The 13408-nt window shown below is 68.5% G+C and carries 12 protein-coding genes; 9 read left to right on the top strand and 3 right to left on the bottom strand.

The features are described from left to right. Positions 1 to 17 precede the first annotated feature (17 nt). Together aceF and lpdA are read left to right on the top strand one after the other, a co-directional pair. Positions 18 to 1679, top strand: a complete 1662-nt coding sequence (gene aceF, locus E5P3_RS20185) for a dihydrolipoyllysine-residue acetyltransferase (RefSeq protein WP_162587601.1) — start codon at positions 18 to 20, stop codon at positions 1677 to 1679. Positions 1680 to 1689: 10 nt separating this feature from the next. Then, positions 1690 to 3513: a dihydrolipoyl dehydrogenase gene (gene lpdA, locus E5P3_RS20180; RefSeq protein WP_162587600.1), complete on the top strand. Its 1824-nt coding sequence runs from the start codon at positions 1690 to 1692 to the stop codon at positions 3511 to 3513. A 69-nt stretch (positions 3514 to 3582) separates the two neighbouring features. On the opposite strand, the gene E5P3_RS20175 is transcribed toward lpdA, so the two are convergent. After that, positions 3583 to 4140, bottom strand: coding sequence for a C40 family peptidase (locus tag E5P3_RS20175; RefSeq protein ID WP_162587599.1), 558 nt, complete (start codon positions 4138 to 4140; stop codon positions 3583 to 3585). Positions 4141 to 4364: 224 nt separating this feature from the next. On the opposite strand from E5P3_RS20175, the gene E5P3_RS20170 reads away from it, so the two are divergent. Both E5P3_RS20170 and E5P3_RS20165 read left to right on the top strand, forming a co-directional pair. Beyond that, positions 4365 to 5480 carry a PQQ-dependent sugar dehydrogenase gene (locus E5P3_RS20170; protein ID WP_162587598.1) on the top strand — a complete coding sequence of 372 codons (1116 nt, stop codon included), beginning with the start codon at positions 4365 to 4367 and terminating at the stop codon, positions 5478 to 5480. Between the two features lie 81 nt (positions 5481 to 5561). Beyond that, on the top strand, positions 5562 to 6164 hold the full coding sequence (locus tag E5P3_RS20165; protein ID WP_162587597.1) for an isochorismatase family protein: 603 nt from the start codon (positions 5562 to 5564) through the stop codon (positions 6162 to 6164). Here the strand turns inward: E5P3_RS20165 and E5P3_RS20160 are convergent. Next, a complete protein-coding gene (locus tag E5P3_RS20160) occupies positions 6161 to 7297 on the bottom strand; it encodes a 3-deoxy-7-phosphoheptulonate synthase (RefSeq protein ID WP_162587596.1) in 1137 nt (378 codons plus the stop codon). The two genes, E5P3_RS20165 and E5P3_RS20160, sit on opposite strands and share 4 nt — an antisense overlap. 110 nt (positions 7298 to 7407) lie before the next feature. On the opposite strand from E5P3_RS20160, the gene E5P3_RS20155 reads away from it, so the two are divergent. Beyond that, entirely contained in the window at positions 7408 to 8439 is a 1032-nt protein-coding gene (locus E5P3_RS20155; RefSeq protein ID WP_162587595.1) for an isocitrate/isopropylmalate dehydrogenase family protein, read from the top strand. 2 nt (positions 8440 to 8441) lie between these two features. Here the strand turns inward: E5P3_RS20155 and E5P3_RS20150 are convergent, their stop codons facing one another. Continuing rightward, positions 8442 to 9053, bottom strand: a complete 612-nt coding sequence (locus E5P3_RS20150) for an aspartyl protease family protein (protein WP_162587594.1) — start codon at positions 9051 to 9053, stop codon at positions 8442 to 8444. Between the two features lie 179 nt (positions 9054 to 9232). On the opposite strand from E5P3_RS20150, the gene E5P3_RS20145 reads away from it, so the two are divergent. From E5P3_RS20145 to E5P3_RS20130, 4 genes are read left to right on the top strand one after another with little or no spacing between them, the layout of a single operon-like run. Continuing rightward, complete coding sequence (locus E5P3_RS20145; protein ID WP_162587593.1) at positions 9233 to 9937, top strand: DUF3348 domain-containing protein; 705 nt, start codon at positions 9233 to 9235, stop codon at positions 9935 to 9937. Then, on the top strand, positions 9934 to 12024 hold the full coding sequence (locus E5P3_RS20140; RefSeq protein ID WP_162587592.1) for a DUF802 domain-containing protein: 2091 nt from the start codon (positions 9934 to 9936) through the stop codon (positions 12022 to 12024). The genes E5P3_RS20145 and E5P3_RS20140 overlap by 4 nt, the downstream gene beginning before the upstream one ends. Continuing rightward, the gene (locus E5P3_RS20135; protein WP_162587591.1) at positions 12024 to 12671 is read left to right on the top strand and encodes an OmpA family protein; all 648 of its coding nucleotides are present in this window, start codon (positions 12024 to 12026) and stop codon (positions 12669 to 12671) included. Before E5P3_RS20140 ends, E5P3_RS20135 begins: the two co-directional genes overlap by 1 nt. Positions 12672 to 12693: 22 nt before the next feature. Continuing rightward, on the top strand, positions 12694 to 13344 hold the full coding sequence (locus E5P3_RS20130) for a DUF2894 domain-containing protein (protein WP_232073215.1): 651 nt from the start codon (positions 12694 to 12696) through the stop codon (positions 13342 to 13344). The last annotated feature ends 64 nt before the right edge of the window (positions 13345 to 13408 follow it).

The following is a 13408-nucleotide window of genomic DNA, read 5'->3' as shown; positions in this document are numbered from 1 at the left end:
AGGGCGGGAGACACGACATGGCAACAGTGGAAGTGAAGGTGCCGGACATCGGCGATTTCGACGAAGTCGCGGTGATCGAAGTGCTGGTGAAGGTCGGCGACACGGTGAAGCCCGAGCAGTCGCTCATCACGGTGGAGTCGGACAAGGCCTCGATGGAGATTCCGTCGAGCACGGCCGGCGTGGTCAGGGAACTCAAGGTCGGCGTCGGCAGCAAGGTCAAAGAAGGCTCGGTCGTGCTGGTGCTGGAAGGCGAGGGCGCCGCGGCTGCCCCCGCGCCGGCGGCGGCCCCCGCGCCGGCTGCAGCGGCACCGGCGCCTGCCGCCGCCGCACCGGCGGCTGCCGCAGCTGCGGCGCCCGCTCCCGCGGCGGCGGGGCCGGTGGAGGTCAAGGTGCCCGACATCGGCGACTTCAAGGACGTCGCCGTCATCGAGGTGCTGGTGAAACCCGGCGACACGATCAAGGAAGAGCAGTCGCTCATCACGGTCGAGTCGGACAAGGCCTCGATGGAGATCCCCTCGTCGGCAGCCGGCGTGCTGAAGGAGCTCAAGGTCAAGGTCGGCGACAAGGTCAATGTGGGTGACCTGGTCGCGATCCTCGAAGGTTCCGCGGGCGGCACCGCGCCCGCGGCGCCTGCGCCGGTATCGGCGCCACCACCGGCCAGCGCTCCGGCCGCGGCAGCTTCCGCGGCACAGGCCTCTTCACCCGCCCCGGCAACTGCCCCCGCGCACGACCCGACCGTGGCGCCCAGCGGCAAGCTTCCCCATGCGTCCCCTTCGGTGCGCAAGTTCGCCCGCGAGCTCGGCGTGCCGCTCGAGGAGGTCAAGGGCAGCGGCCTCAAGGGCCGCATCACGCAGGAGGACGTGCAGAACTTCACCCGTGCGGTGATGAGCGGCGCGGCCAGCACCAAGGCCGCAGGCTCCAAGGCGCCGGCGGGCGGCGGCGAGGCGCTGGGCCTGCTGCCCTGGCCCAAGGTCGACTTCACCAAGTTCGGCCAGGTCGAGCGCAAGGACCTGTCGCGCATCAAGAAGCTCAGCGGCGCCAACCTGCACCGCAACTGGGTCATGATCCCGCACGTCACCAACAACGACGAGGCGGACATCACCGAGCTCGAGGCCTTCCGCGTCTCGACCAATAAGGAGAACGAGAAGTCCGGCGTCAAGGTGACCATGCTGGCCTTCGTGATCAAGGCCGTGGTCTCGGCGCTGAAGAAGTTCCCCGAGTTCAACACCAGCCTCGACGGCGACCAGCTCGTCTACAAGCAGTATTTCAACATCGGCTTTGCCGCCGACACGCCCAACGGGCTGGTCGTCCCGGTGCTCAAGGACGCCGACAAGAAGGGCGTGCTGCAGATCAGCCAGGAAATGGGCGAGCTCGCCAAGAAGGCGCGCGACGGCAAGCTGGGCGCGGCCGACATGACGGGCGGCTGCTTCTCCATCAGCTCGCTGGGCGGCATCGGCGGCACGCATTTCACGCCGATCATCAATGCGCCGGAGGTCGCGATCCTGGGCCTGTCCAAGAGCGCGATGAAGCCTGTGTGGGACGGCAAGCAGTTCGTGCCGCGGCTGACCCTGCCGCTGTCGCTGTCCTACGACCACCGCGTGATCGATGGCGCCTCCGCCGCGCGCTTCAACGCCTACCTCGGTCAGGTCCTCGCGGACTTCCGCCGTGTCCTTCTCTGAGGTGCCGACCATGAGCGAAGTGCAAGTCAAGGTTCCGGACATCGGCGATTTCGCGGAGGTCGCGGTCATCGAGGTGCTCGTCAAGGCGGGCGACACCATCAAGGTCGAGCAGTCGCTGGTCACTGTCGAGTCCGACAAGGCCTCGATGGAGATCCCGTCCTCACATGCCGGCGTCGTCAAGTCGGTGGCAGTGAAGGTGGGCGACAAGGTAAGCGAAGGCTCGGTCGTGCTGACGGTGGATGCGGCCGAGGCCGGCGCTGCCGCGCCGGCACCTGCGTCCGCTTCGCCTGCGCCTGCGCCGGCCGCATCGGCGCCCAAGCCCGCAGCGCCCGCGCCGGCCCCGGCACCTGCCGGCAGCTACACCGGCGCGGTCGACCTCGAATGCGACCTGCTGGTGCTCGGCGCCGGCCCCGGGGGCTATTCGGCCGCCTTCCGCGCGGCCGACCTCGGGCTCAAGGTGGTGCTGGTCGAGCGCTACGCGACGTTGGGCGGCGTCTGCCTCAACGTCGGATGCATTCCTTCGAAAGCGCTGCTGCACGTCGCGGCGGTCATCGACGAGGTCAAGCATTTCGCCGACTTCGGCGTTGCCTACAACGAGCCGGTCATCGACCGCGCCAAGCTGCTGGCACGCAAGAACAAGGTGGTCGGCAAGCTCACCGGCGGCCTCGCCGCGATGGCCAAGATGCGCAAGGTGACCACCGTGCGCGGCATCGGCGAGTTCGTCGATCCGTACCACGTCAAGGTGCAGGAAACCTCCGGCGACGGCAAGGACGCGACCGGTAGCGCGAAGACCGTCAAGTTCCGCCACTGCATCATCGCGGCCGGCTCGCAGGCTGTGCACCTGCCCTTCATGCCGAAGGACCCGCGGATCGTCGACTCCACCGGCGCGCTGGAACTGGGCTTCGAGCCCAAGCGCATGCTGATCCTGGGCGGCGGGATCATCGGCCTGGAAATGGGCTCGGTCTACTCCACGCTGGGCGCTCGGCTCGACGTGGTCGAGATGCTGGACGGGCTGATGACCGGCGCCGACCGCGACCTGGTCAAGGTCTGGCAGAAGCTCAATGCGCCGCGCTTCGACAACATCATGCTCAAGACCAAGACGGTCGGCGCCGAGGCGACCAAGGACGGCATCCGCGTGATGTTCGAAGGCGAGCAGGCGCCGAAGGAGCCGCAGCTCTACGACCTCGTGCTCCAGGCCGTGGGCCGCAGCCCCAACGGCAGGAAGATCGGCGCCGAGAAGGCCGGCGTGGCCGTCAGTGAGCGCGGCTTCATCCCGGTCGACATCCAGATGCGCACCAACGTGCCGCACATCTTCGCCGTCGGCGACATCGTGGGCCAGCCCATGCTGGAGCACAAGGCGGTGCACGAGGCGCATGTGGCGGCCGAGGTGATCGCCGGCGAGCAGAAGGGCGACAAGGAACTCGCGAGCGCGGGCTTCAATGCCCGCGTGATCCCGAGCGTGGCCTACACCGACCCCGAGGTGGCCTGGGTCGGCCTCACCGAGGACCAGGCCAAGGCCGAAGGCGTGAAGATCGAGAAGGGCCTGTTCCCATGGACGGCTTCGGGCCGCGCGATCGCCAACGGTCGCGACGAGGGCTTCACCAAGCTGCTGTTCGACGCGGAATCGCATCGCATCGTCGGCGGCGGCATCGTCGGCACCCATGCCGGCGACATGATCGGGGAGATTGCCCTGGCGATCGAGATGGGCGCCGATGCCATCGACATCGGCAAGACCATCCATCCGCACCCGACGCTGGGCGAAAGCATCGGCCTGGCGGCGGAAGCCGCGCATGGCAGCTGCACCGACCTGCCGCCGGTCAAGCGCAGCAGCTAGGCCGCGCGCGCGACCGGAGCAATAAAAAAACCCGCCATGGGCGGGTTTTTTTATGAACGCCCGAGGCGCTCAGTCGCCGCTGCCGGTCTTGACCTCGTCCTGCGTGGACAGCACGCGCCGGGCGCCGTTGAAGCGGCGTTGCCAGTAGCTGCCGTTCATGCTCTCGACCCGCACTTCGGCGCCGGTCCGGGGCGCGTGGATGAACTTGCCGTCGCCGACATAGATCCCCACGTGGCTGAAGGCGCGGCGCATGGTGTTGAAGAACACCAGGTCGCCTGGCTTCAGGTCGCTGCGGTCGATCTTCTGCGTGGCGGCGGCCTGTTCTTCGGCGCGGCGCGGCAGCAGGTGGCCCACCGTCTGGTTGTACATGGCGCGGACGAAGCCGCTGCAGTCGAAGCCCGTCTCCGCCGTGTTGCCGCCGCGCCGGTAAGGGACGCCAAGGAATCCGATGGCCGTCACGACGAGGTCGGAAGTGCGGGCCACCACGGTCTGCCGGACCTGGTGGAACTGGCTGATGACGCCCTTGTCGGTCACCATGGCGTCCAGATCTTCCTGTGGGTCCTGTTGCGGCAGGGCATGTGCCGCAAAGGCAATCATGAGGCAGGCGGGCAGTAGGAAAAATCGCATGGCGCGTAGGATATGGATGACAAAAAGCCGTGTCAATTTCATGCGAAGTCGCGATTATGCATGTAACCCATTGTCGCAAATGGGATTTGGAAGAACTGAATTTCGGTGAATTGTAAAGTTCAAGTTATGACGGATAAGTTTTTACAAGCCTGTAATCCAAAAGTTTTGAATTGATGAACTGCGGTTGTACGAATTTTTTCTAGTACCCAACTGAAAGGGTTCTCATGCACTCATCGTTGTTGCGGACCACGCTGCTGGCTGCTGGCGTCCTGGCTGCCGTCTCCGGCACTGCCGCCGCGGCGCCGCGGCCGGAGTTGGTCGCTTCCGGCCTTGAAAACCCCTGGGGCGTGACCTTTCTTCCGGCCGGTCGCTTCCTGGTGACCGAAAAAGCCGGCCGCATGCGGGTCGTGGAAGCCGACGGAAGGCTGGGCGCGCCGCTGGCGGGGGTGCCGCCCGTGGCGGCCGGCGGGCAGGGCGGCTTGCTGGACGTGCTGGCGGATTCGGACTTCGAAAAGAACCGCACCCTTTACTTTTGCTTCTCCGAGCCCGAAGCAGGCGGTTCCGCGAACGGCACGGCACTGGCGCGGGCGCAGCTCTCGGCGGACGGCAACCGCCTCGACGATCTGCGCATCATCTTCAGCCAGCGCCCCAAGGTCGCCAGCCGCGCTCATTTCGGCTGCCGCATCGTCGAGGCGAAGGACGGCACCCTGTTCCTGACCCTGGGCGATCGCTTCAGCCGCAAGGAAGACGCCCAGGCGCTCGACAACCACCTGGGCAAGCTGGTGCGCATTTCCAAGGATGGCACGGCGCCCGCGGACAACCCCTTCGTCCGCCGCCCCGGCGCATTGCCCGAGATCTGGAGCTACGGACACCGCAACGGGCAGGGCGCGACACTGGCGCCGGACGGCAAGCTGTGGATGCACGAGCACGGCCCGCAGGGCGGCGACGAGATCAACATCCCCGCGCCCGGACGCAACTATGGCTGGCCGGTGATCACCTACGGCGAGAACTACGGCGGCGGCAAGATCGGGGAGGGCATCACCCGCAAGGAAGGCATGGAGCAGCCGCTGCACTACTGGGTGCCTTCGATCGCGCCTTCGGGCATGGCCTTCCTGACCAGCGACCGTTATGGCGGGGCCTGGAAGGGCAACTTGTTCGTGGGCTCGCTCAAGTTCGGCTACCTCGATCGCATCGAGCTGCGCGACGGCAAGGTCGTGGCGGAGCACCGCCTGCTGGAGGGCCGGGCCCGCATCCGGGACGTCAAGCAGGGGCCGGATGGCCTGCTCTATGTGCTGACCGATCAATCCGACGGCAAGCTCATCCGCCTGCTGCCCGACTGAACCCCTTCGGGCCGGCTGGTTCGGTGGTACGGTCTGGGCTTTCCGATCCCATCTGCCGCTTCCCCGAAAGATCCGCTTCCCATGCTGCTCGACGCTTCGCAATCCCAACTGGTCCTGGTCGACTACCAGCAGCGCCTGATGCCCGCCATCTTTGAAGCGCAGGCCGTGCTCGCGAATGCAGTGCGGCTGGGCCGCATGGCGCGCCTCCTGGAGGTCCCGGTCTTCGGCACCGAGGAGAACCCGTCGAAGCTGGGCGAGAACGTGCCCGAGCTGCGTGCCCTGTGCCAGCGCACCTTGCCCAAGATGCATTTCAGCGCCGTGGAAGAAGGCCTGGCCGACTGGTTGCGCGCACCAGCCAAGGCGCCCCAGGGCAATGCACGCAGCCTGCCCAAGCATCTGCAGAAGGCGCAGCAGCCCGCCGAGGAGCGCAACACGGTCGTGATCGCCGGATGCGAGGCCCATGTATGCCTGCTCCAGACCGCGCTGGACTTGCTCGAGGACGAGTTCGAAGTGTGGGTCGTGACCGACGCCTGCGGCTCCCGCACCGAGCGCAACCGCGATGCGGCCTTCGATCGCCTGGCCGGCGCAGGTGCCGAGCTGGTGACCACCGAGATGGTCGGCTTCGAGTGGGTGCGCACCGCCGAGCACCCGCGCTTCAAGGACGTGCTGGCGCTGGTTCGCTAGCTCTGCCGATCCCGAGCCCGAACCTGCCGCCGCGACCGCACCGCCGCGGCGAGCCCCCGCAGCACCGGCACCGTCTGCGAGAAGCCGATGCACGCGTCGGTGACCGACACCCCATGCTTCAGCGGCACGCCGGGCACCAGGTCCTGCCGGCCTTCCTCCAGGTGGCTTTCGATCATCACGCCGGCGATGCGATGTTCGCCGCCCGCGATCTGCCCGGCCACCTCGTCGGCGACGTCGATCTGGCGCCGGTGCTGCTTGCTGCTGTTGCCGTGCGAGACGTCGATCATCACCTGCTCGCGCAGGCCGAGCGCGCGCAGCGCCTCGCAGGTCGCGGCCACGTCGGCGGCTGCGTAGTTGGGCGTCTTGCCGCCGCGCAGGATGACGTGGCAGTCATCGTTGCCGCGGGTCTCGAAGATGGCGGCCATGCCCATCTTCGTCATGCCCATGAAGGCGTGCGGCGCCCGCGCGGCGAGGATCGCGTCGGCCGCGACCTTGATGCTGCCGTCGGTGCCGTTCTTGAAGCCCACCGGGCAGCTCAGCCCCGAGGCCAGCTGGCGGTGGCTCTGGCTCTCCGTGGTCCGGGCGCCGATGGCGCCCCAGGCGATCAGGTCGGCGATGAACTGCGGGCTCAGCAGGTCGAGGAACTCCGTGCCGGTCGGCAGGCCCATCGTCGTCAGCGCCAGCAGCAGGCGCCGCGCGCGCTCGAGCCCTTCGTTGATCGCGAAGCTGCCGTCCAGGTGCGGGTCGTTGATGTAGCCCTTCCAGCCCACCGTGGTGCGCGGCTTCTCGAAGTAGGTTCGCATCACGATCAGCAGGTCGTCGTGCAGCTCGTCGGCCACGGCCTTCAGCCGGTGCCCGTATTCGAGCGCCTGCTCGTGGTCGTGGATCGAGCAGGGCCCGACAACCACCACGAGCCGGTCGTCGCGGCCGTGCAGCACGTCGGCGATCGCGGCGCGGCTGGCCTCCACGAGGGCGAGCGTGTCGTCGCGCACCGGCACGCGCTCCTGCAGCAGCGCAGGCGTGATCAAGGGGCGCACGGCACCGATGCGCACGTCGTCGATGCGAGTCGTATCGAGCGTGCTGTCGCGGGAGCCGATCTCGGCGTCGTGGAGGGGGTCGTCAAGTCGGGTCATGGCGCTGGCGGCGGCTCGCTCGAAGGTAAAGGAGGCCTGGATTGTCCGCTCATAATCCTGCCGTTCGCGGCGCTCTCGTCGACCGCGTTCCCACTTTCTGGAGTCCCCCCATGTCCGATGTCATTCCTGCAACCCTGATCGCCGGGGACGGCATCGGCCCCGAGATCGTCGATGCCACGCTCGCCGCCCTCGACGCCCTGAAGGCGCCTTTCGAGTGGGATCGCCAGATTGCCGGGCTCGCCGGCGTGCAGCAGGCGGGCGACCCGCTGCCAGCGGCCACGCTGGACAGCATCCGCCGCACCCGCCTCGCGCTGAAGGGGCCGTTGGAGACGCCGTCCGGCGGCGGCTACCGCTCTTCCAACGTGCGCCTGCGCGAGGAGTTCGAGCTTTACGCCAACCTGCGCCCGGCCCGCACCATCATCCCCGGCGGTCGCTTCGACAACATCGACCTCGTGGTCGTCCGAGAGAACCTCGAGGGCCTGTACATCGGCCATGAGCACTACGTGCCCATCGACGGCGATCCCCACGCGGTGGCGATGGCCACCGGCATCAACACGCGCCAGGGCAGCCGCCGCCTGCTGGAGTTCGCCTTCGAAACCGCCGTCGCGACCGGCCGCAAGAAGGTCACCATCGTGCACAAGGCCAACATCATGAAGGCGCTGACCGGCATCTTCCTGGAGACCGGCCTCGACCTGTACGAGCGCAAGTACAAGGGCAAATTCGAGCTCGACACGGTCATCATCGACGCCTGCGCGATGAAGCTGGTGCTCAATCCATGGCAGTTCGACATGCTGGTCACGACCAACCTCTTCGGCGACATCCTGTCCGACCTGGTCGCGGGGCTGGTGGGCGGCCTGGGCATGGCGCCCGGCGCCAACATCGGCGCTCAAACGGCCATCTTCGAGGCCGTGCACGGCTCCGCACCGGACATCGCCGGCAAGGGCATCGCAAATCCGACGGCGCTGCTGCTGGCAGCCGCATTGATGCTCGACCACTGCCGGCTACCGGACCTGGCGACGCGCCTGCGCAAGGCCATCGACGAAACCCTGAACATCGACAAGGTGCGCACCGGCGACCTGGGCGGCAGCGCCGGGACCGCGGCCTTCACCAAGGCGCTGGTGAGCCGGATCGCCGGCGGCTGACCCTACTTGCCGACGATTGTCAGCTCGCGGTCGTTGGCCGTCACGTCGAAGAGCGAGAGCAGTTCCGGACCAAGCACGGCGTCGGTCGACTTGCCGCCGAGCTGGCCGACCACCACGGTTGCCTGCGGCACCCGGAAGGGCCCGAAGGTCAGGGGCACGCGTTCGATGCGGCGCGCGTCCGTGCCGGCCCCGGCGGTCTGGATATAGGCCGGGGTACCGCCGATCAGGTTCGCCCGGGCGGCGAAGTCCTCGCTCACGGCGACGCCGGTGTTGAGTGTCGCGGCGCGGTCGATCGCGAACTGGACCGGGAAGCCGTTGACCGAGCCACGGATCCAGAAGCGGCCGTCCTGGCCGATGGGCACGGTGATCTGCCTCGATCCGTCGAGCGAGATGTTCTCGTTTTTTCCCTTGGGCTGGCCGCTGGTTTCGACCAGCACGCAGTCGCGGGAGCGTGCCTTCGCCGGCCCGGCATCGGCCGGCACGTTGGTATAGGCCTTCCCGCACTTGAAGATGGGCTCCGCCGCGGCTGGCAGCACGGCCACGACGCCGAGCGTCAACGCCAGGTGTGCGCCGATGCGGCGCAGCGCTTGTCCGGATCCAGGGTGCTTCGGCATGGCATCACCTCGCGAATGAACGGGGACTCGACAATGCGCTTGGCGCGGCCGGCGCGGTGTCATCCAAATCCGACGCCGGCCGAACGGCCTGGCGGAGCCGACCGATGGCGCCCTGCGGCGCCTCCCGGTCCGGCCCGGCGGGGCGGCCGGTGTAGACTGCCCGGTTTTTCACCGGCGGTATGGTGCAAGTGTCAAGGCGCACAGGTTTTACCGGCTCGGCGCTCATTCGCTTGCTCGCTCGATTGACCGACATCGATGTTCCCGAGCCCAGGCATGCCTTCGCGGATCGGCTGAGCCACTGGCTCGGCTGGACCGATGCCATCTCGCTCTCCGGGGCGTTGAACGCGAGTCCGCCAGCGGTGCCGGCGAGCGCGCGCGTCACTCGGGGCAGCAGCGAGGAAGACGAATGCATTCGCCTGCGGGGCGTGCTGGCGAAGGCCATTGCCGACGACGACAGCGCCCTGGCCGCCGAGAAGGAGCACCCGGACACCGCTGCCGACTTCTCGCCTTACCGCAGGCGCTACCTCGCCAGGCAGCAGACGATGGAGATGGCCATCGGCCCCTTGCGCGAGCGCCTGCGGGCGAGCCTGGCGGCCCGGTCGCCGGCCATGGCGCAGCTCGCGGCCGTGGACGCCGTGATGGAGCAGGCCCTGAGCGCGCAGGAGTACAGACTGCTCTCGACCGTGCCAGGACTGCTGGAAAAGCATTTCAGGCGTTTGCGCCAGGCGCACCAGGCGGTGCCGGGCGAGCCCGAGGACGGAGCGCCGCAGGTGGCGTGGCAGGACGTGTTCCGCAAGGACATGCGAGTCGTGCTGCTCGCCGAACTGGATATTCGATTGGAACCGGTCGAAGGGCTGCTCGAAACCCTTCGCAAGAGCTCATGAACAGATCACTTCATTACTTCGTTTTCTTCGTGGGGCTGGCCGCCGTTTGCTGGGTCGGCGCCGGGTACATCGGCTCGAGTCCGCTGGCGCTGGCGATCACCGTGCTCGTCGGCGCGTTCTACCTCATGGGCGCGCTGGAGCTGCACCGCTTCCACCAGGCCACCTCCACCCTGGAACGGGCCGTGGCGGACCTGCCCGATGCGCCTCCAAGCCTGGGCCAATGGCTCGAGCAGTTGCATCCTTCCCTGCGCAACGCGGTGCGCCTGCGCATCGAGGGCGAGCGCGTCGGCCTGCCCGGCCCGGCCCTGACGCCGTACCTCGCCGGGCTGCTGGTGCTGCTGGGCATGCTGGGCACCTTCCTGGGCATGGTCGTCACGCTGAACGGCACCGGCGCAGCGCTGGAGGGCGCGACCGACCTGCAGGCCATCCGCTCCTCCCTGTCCGCTCCGGTGAAGGGACTGGGGCTGGCCTTCGGCACCTCGGTGGCGGGCGTGGCCGCGTCCGCAATGCTGGGCCTTGCCTCCGCCTTGTACCGGCGCGAGCGCCTGCAGGCCGGACAGATGCTCGACACGAGGATCGCGACCTCCTTGCGCCCCTGGTCGCGGGCCCATCAGCGCGAGGAGTCCTTCAAGCTGCTGCAGCAACAGGTCCAGGGCATGCCCGAACTGGTCGACCGGCTGCAGGCCATGATGACGATGATGGAACGGCAGAGCCAGGCCTTGAGCGAGCGCCTGATCTCCAGCCAGGACAGCTTCCACGGCAAGGCCGAGGCGGCGTATGCCGAACTCGCTTCGGCCGTCGGCCGGTCGCTGAACGAAAGCCTCACCGAAAGCGCCCGCGTGGCCGGCGCCACCTTCCAACCCGTCGTCGAAGCCGCCATGGCCTCGATCGCGCGCGAGGCGGCCGCGCTGCACGGCACCATCGAGCACAGCGTGCAGCGGCAGCTGGACGGCCTGTCGACCCGCCTCGAAACTTCCACCACCACGATGGCCGAGCTCTGGCAGGAGGCACTCGCCGGGCATCGCCGCGACAGCGAGGCGCTGTCCCAGGATCTGCGCGGCACGTTCGACCAGTTCGCCCAGACCTTCGAGCAGCGTTCGGCCTCCTTGGTGGAGGGCGTCTCCGACCGTCTCGAGACCACGGTCGACAGCGTGTCGGCGAGCTGGCGCGATGCGCTCGCGCAGCACGAGCGCGCCAGCGAGCGGCTGTCGGGCGACACGCACCAGGCCCTGTCGGCGGCCGCGGCGACCTTCGAACAACACTCGGCTTCGTTGCTGCGCACGGTGGACCAGGCGCATGTGGCGCTGCAGGCGGAGGTGGCCTCGCGCGACGAGCAACGCCTGGCAGCCTGGACGGAGGCACTACAGGCCATGGCCGTGTCGCTGCAGCAGGAATGGCAGCAGGCAGGCGCTCGCGCCGAGGGCCAGCAGCAGGCGATCTGCGCGACCCTGGCCGAGACCGCCCGCGACATCTCCGAGCGGACCGAAGCACAGGCGAGCCGCACGATCGCCGAGATCTCGCAGCTCGTGCAAGCCGCCTCGGAAGCCCCGCGCGCCGCGGCCGAGGTCATCGGCGAGCTGCGCCAGAAGCTTTCCGAAGGCATGGCGCGCGACAACGCGATGCTGGAGGAACGCGGCCGCATCCTGGAAACGCTGGCGACCCTGCTCGACGCGGTGAACCATGCCTCCGCCGAGCAGCGCTCGGCCATCGACGCGCTGGTCGGCGCATCGGCGGACCTGCTGGACCGCGTCGGCACCCGCTTCACCGAGCGGGTCGAGTCGGAAGCCGGGAAGATGGCCGAGGTTGCGGCCCAGCTCACCGGCAGCGCCGTCGAGGTGGCGAGCCTGGGCGAAGCCTTCGGGCTGGCCGTGCAGCTCTTCAGCCAGTCGAACGACAAGCTGGTGGCCCACCTCCAGCGCATCGAGGGCACGCTCGGCAAGTCCATCGCGCGCAGCGACGAGCAACTGGCCTACTACGTGGCGCAGGCGAGGGAGGTCATCGATCTGAGCATCATGTCGCAGAAGCAGATCGTCGAGGACCTGCATCAGCTCGCCGCCAGCCGGGCAGCCGTGGGCAGCGAAGCGTGATGCGCGAGGAGCTCGACGCCGGCCTGGAGCCGAGCGTGCCGGTCTGGGCGGTCTTCGGCGACCTGATGTCGGCGTTGCTGGGCGCCTTCGTGCTGATCCTCGTGTTTGCCATCGGCATGCAGCTGGAACTCTCGACCCAGCTCCAGGCCGAGATCAAGAAGCGCGAGGCGCAGGCACAGCGCCTGCAGGCTCTCGAAAAGGCCCTGGCGGTCCCGCTGGCGGCCGGCCGGGTGACGCTGAGCAACGGGCGCATCGGCATCAGCGGCAGCGTGCTGTTCGACTCCAGCTCCGCGGAACTGCAGCCCGAGGGCCGGCAGCTGCTGAAGAGCCTCAGCACACCCCTGGCCACTTATCTCCAGGCCCGCGACGAAGTCCTGATGGTGAGCGGCTTCACGGACGACCGGCAGTTGCGCGACGGCAACCGCCGCTTCGCCGACAACTGGGAGCTCTCCGCCCAGCGGGCCTTGACCGTGACCCGGGCGCTGATCGAGGAGGGCATTCCATCGGCCTCGGTCTTTGCCGCAGCCTTCGGTTCGGAGCAGGCCGTGGCGTCGAACGCCGATGCGCAAGGGCGGTCCAGGAACCGGCGCGTGGAAATGGCGCCGACCCCCCGGCAGCCCGGCGCAAACGCGAAGCCCCGTGACTAGCGGCGGGACATCGGGAAGCGGCGTGGCGTCCGAGGCTTCGCCCATCGACCCTGGCGCGACCCTCGATGCCTGGCGCGAGCGCGGCGATCACCGGCTCGATCCCGTGCGCTTCCGCTTCATCGAGGCGCTGGCCCGGCGCGCGGCCGCCCACCACGGCGATGCGCGGCGCATCCTGGACGACAAGCTTGTGCAGTTGCTGGCGGCGTATGGCGAGGACGTCGAGAAGAGGCGGGGCGCGCCGGTTCCCGCGGCTACCGCGAAGCAGCAAGACCCACCTGATCCGGGACCGCTTGCGGGTCTGCTCGACCACATCGCCCGGCACGCGGCGTCCCAAGGGGAAGAGCCCGCGCCCGGCCTCTCTGCAGCACCTGGCGAGCTGAAGACGCTCGGCTACTTCAGGAGCACCTGGTCCCGGCTCAGTGCCGACCGGCGGCTCACGCAGTCGCTGGCGGCGGTGCCGGAGAACGCCGGCCCGCTCAATTCGCACCAGCTCGTGCACCGCGCACTCACCTTGATGCGCGAGTTGTCGCCGGAGTATCTCCACCGGTTCATGTCGCATGTCGATGCCCTGCTGTGGCTCGACCGGGCGAACGCCGCCAGTGCCTCGCCGGCCGCCGCGGAGGCTGCGCGGACCGAGGGCCGGAGGAAGGCCGCCCGCAACAAGACCGCCTGAACGGTCGATCGCCCGATTCCGCATCGATGCGTCGTTCCGGCTTGCGGGCATCACTTCGCCCAGG

Origin of the sequence: Variovorax sp. RA8, assembly GCF_901827175.1 — a bacterium.
Lineage (GTDB): Bacteria > Pseudomonadota > Gammaproteobacteria > Burkholderiales > Burkholderiaceae_C > Variovorax.
This window is presented reverse-complemented; position numbering and strand designations above follow the sequence as displayed.

Excerpts from the sequence above, each read along its gene's own strand:
- E5P3_RS20150 (WP_162587594.1), bottom strand. The coding sequence starts at position 9,053 with ATGCCGAAGCACCCTGGATCCGGACAAGCGCTGCGCCGCATCGGCGCA.
- E5P3_RS20155 (WP_162587595.1), top strand. The coding sequence starts at position 7,408 with ATGTCCGATGTCATTCCTGCAACCCTGATCGCCGGGGACGGCATCGGC.
- E5P3_RS20160 (WP_162587596.1), bottom strand. The coding sequence starts at position 7,297 with ATGACCCGACTTGACGACCCCCTCCACGACGCCGAGATCGGCTCCCGC.
- E5P3_RS20140 (WP_162587592.1), top strand. The coding sequence starts at position 9,934 with ATGAACAGATCACTTCATTACTTCGTTTTCTTCGTGGGGCTGGCCGCC.
- E5P3_RS20145 (WP_162587593.1), top strand. The coding sequence starts at position 9,233 with ATGGTGCAAGTGTCAAGGCGCACAGGTTTTACCGGCTCGGCGCTCATT.
- E5P3_RS20170 (WP_162587598.1), top strand. The coding sequence starts at position 4,365 with ATGCACTCATCGTTGTTGCGGACCACGCTGCTGGCTGCTGGCGTCCTG.
- E5P3_RS20175 (WP_162587599.1), bottom strand. The coding sequence starts at position 4,140 with ATGCGATTTTTCCTACTGCCCGCCTGCCTCATGATTGCCTTTGCGGCA.
- E5P3_RS20165 (WP_162587597.1), top strand. The coding sequence starts at position 5,562 with ATGCTGCTCGACGCTTCGCAATCCCAACTGGTCCTGGTCGACTACCAG.
- lpdA (WP_162587600.1), top strand. The coding sequence starts at position 1,690 with ATGAGCGAAGTGCAAGTCAAGGTTCCGGACATCGGCGATTTCGCGGAG.
- E5P3_RS20135 (WP_162587591.1), top strand. The coding sequence starts at position 12,024 with ATGCGCGAGGAGCTCGACGCCGGCCTGGAGCCGAGCGTGCCGGTCTGG.
- aceF (WP_162587601.1), top strand. The coding sequence starts at position 18 with ATGGCAACAGTGGAAGTGAAGGTGCCGGACATCGGCGATTTCGACGAA.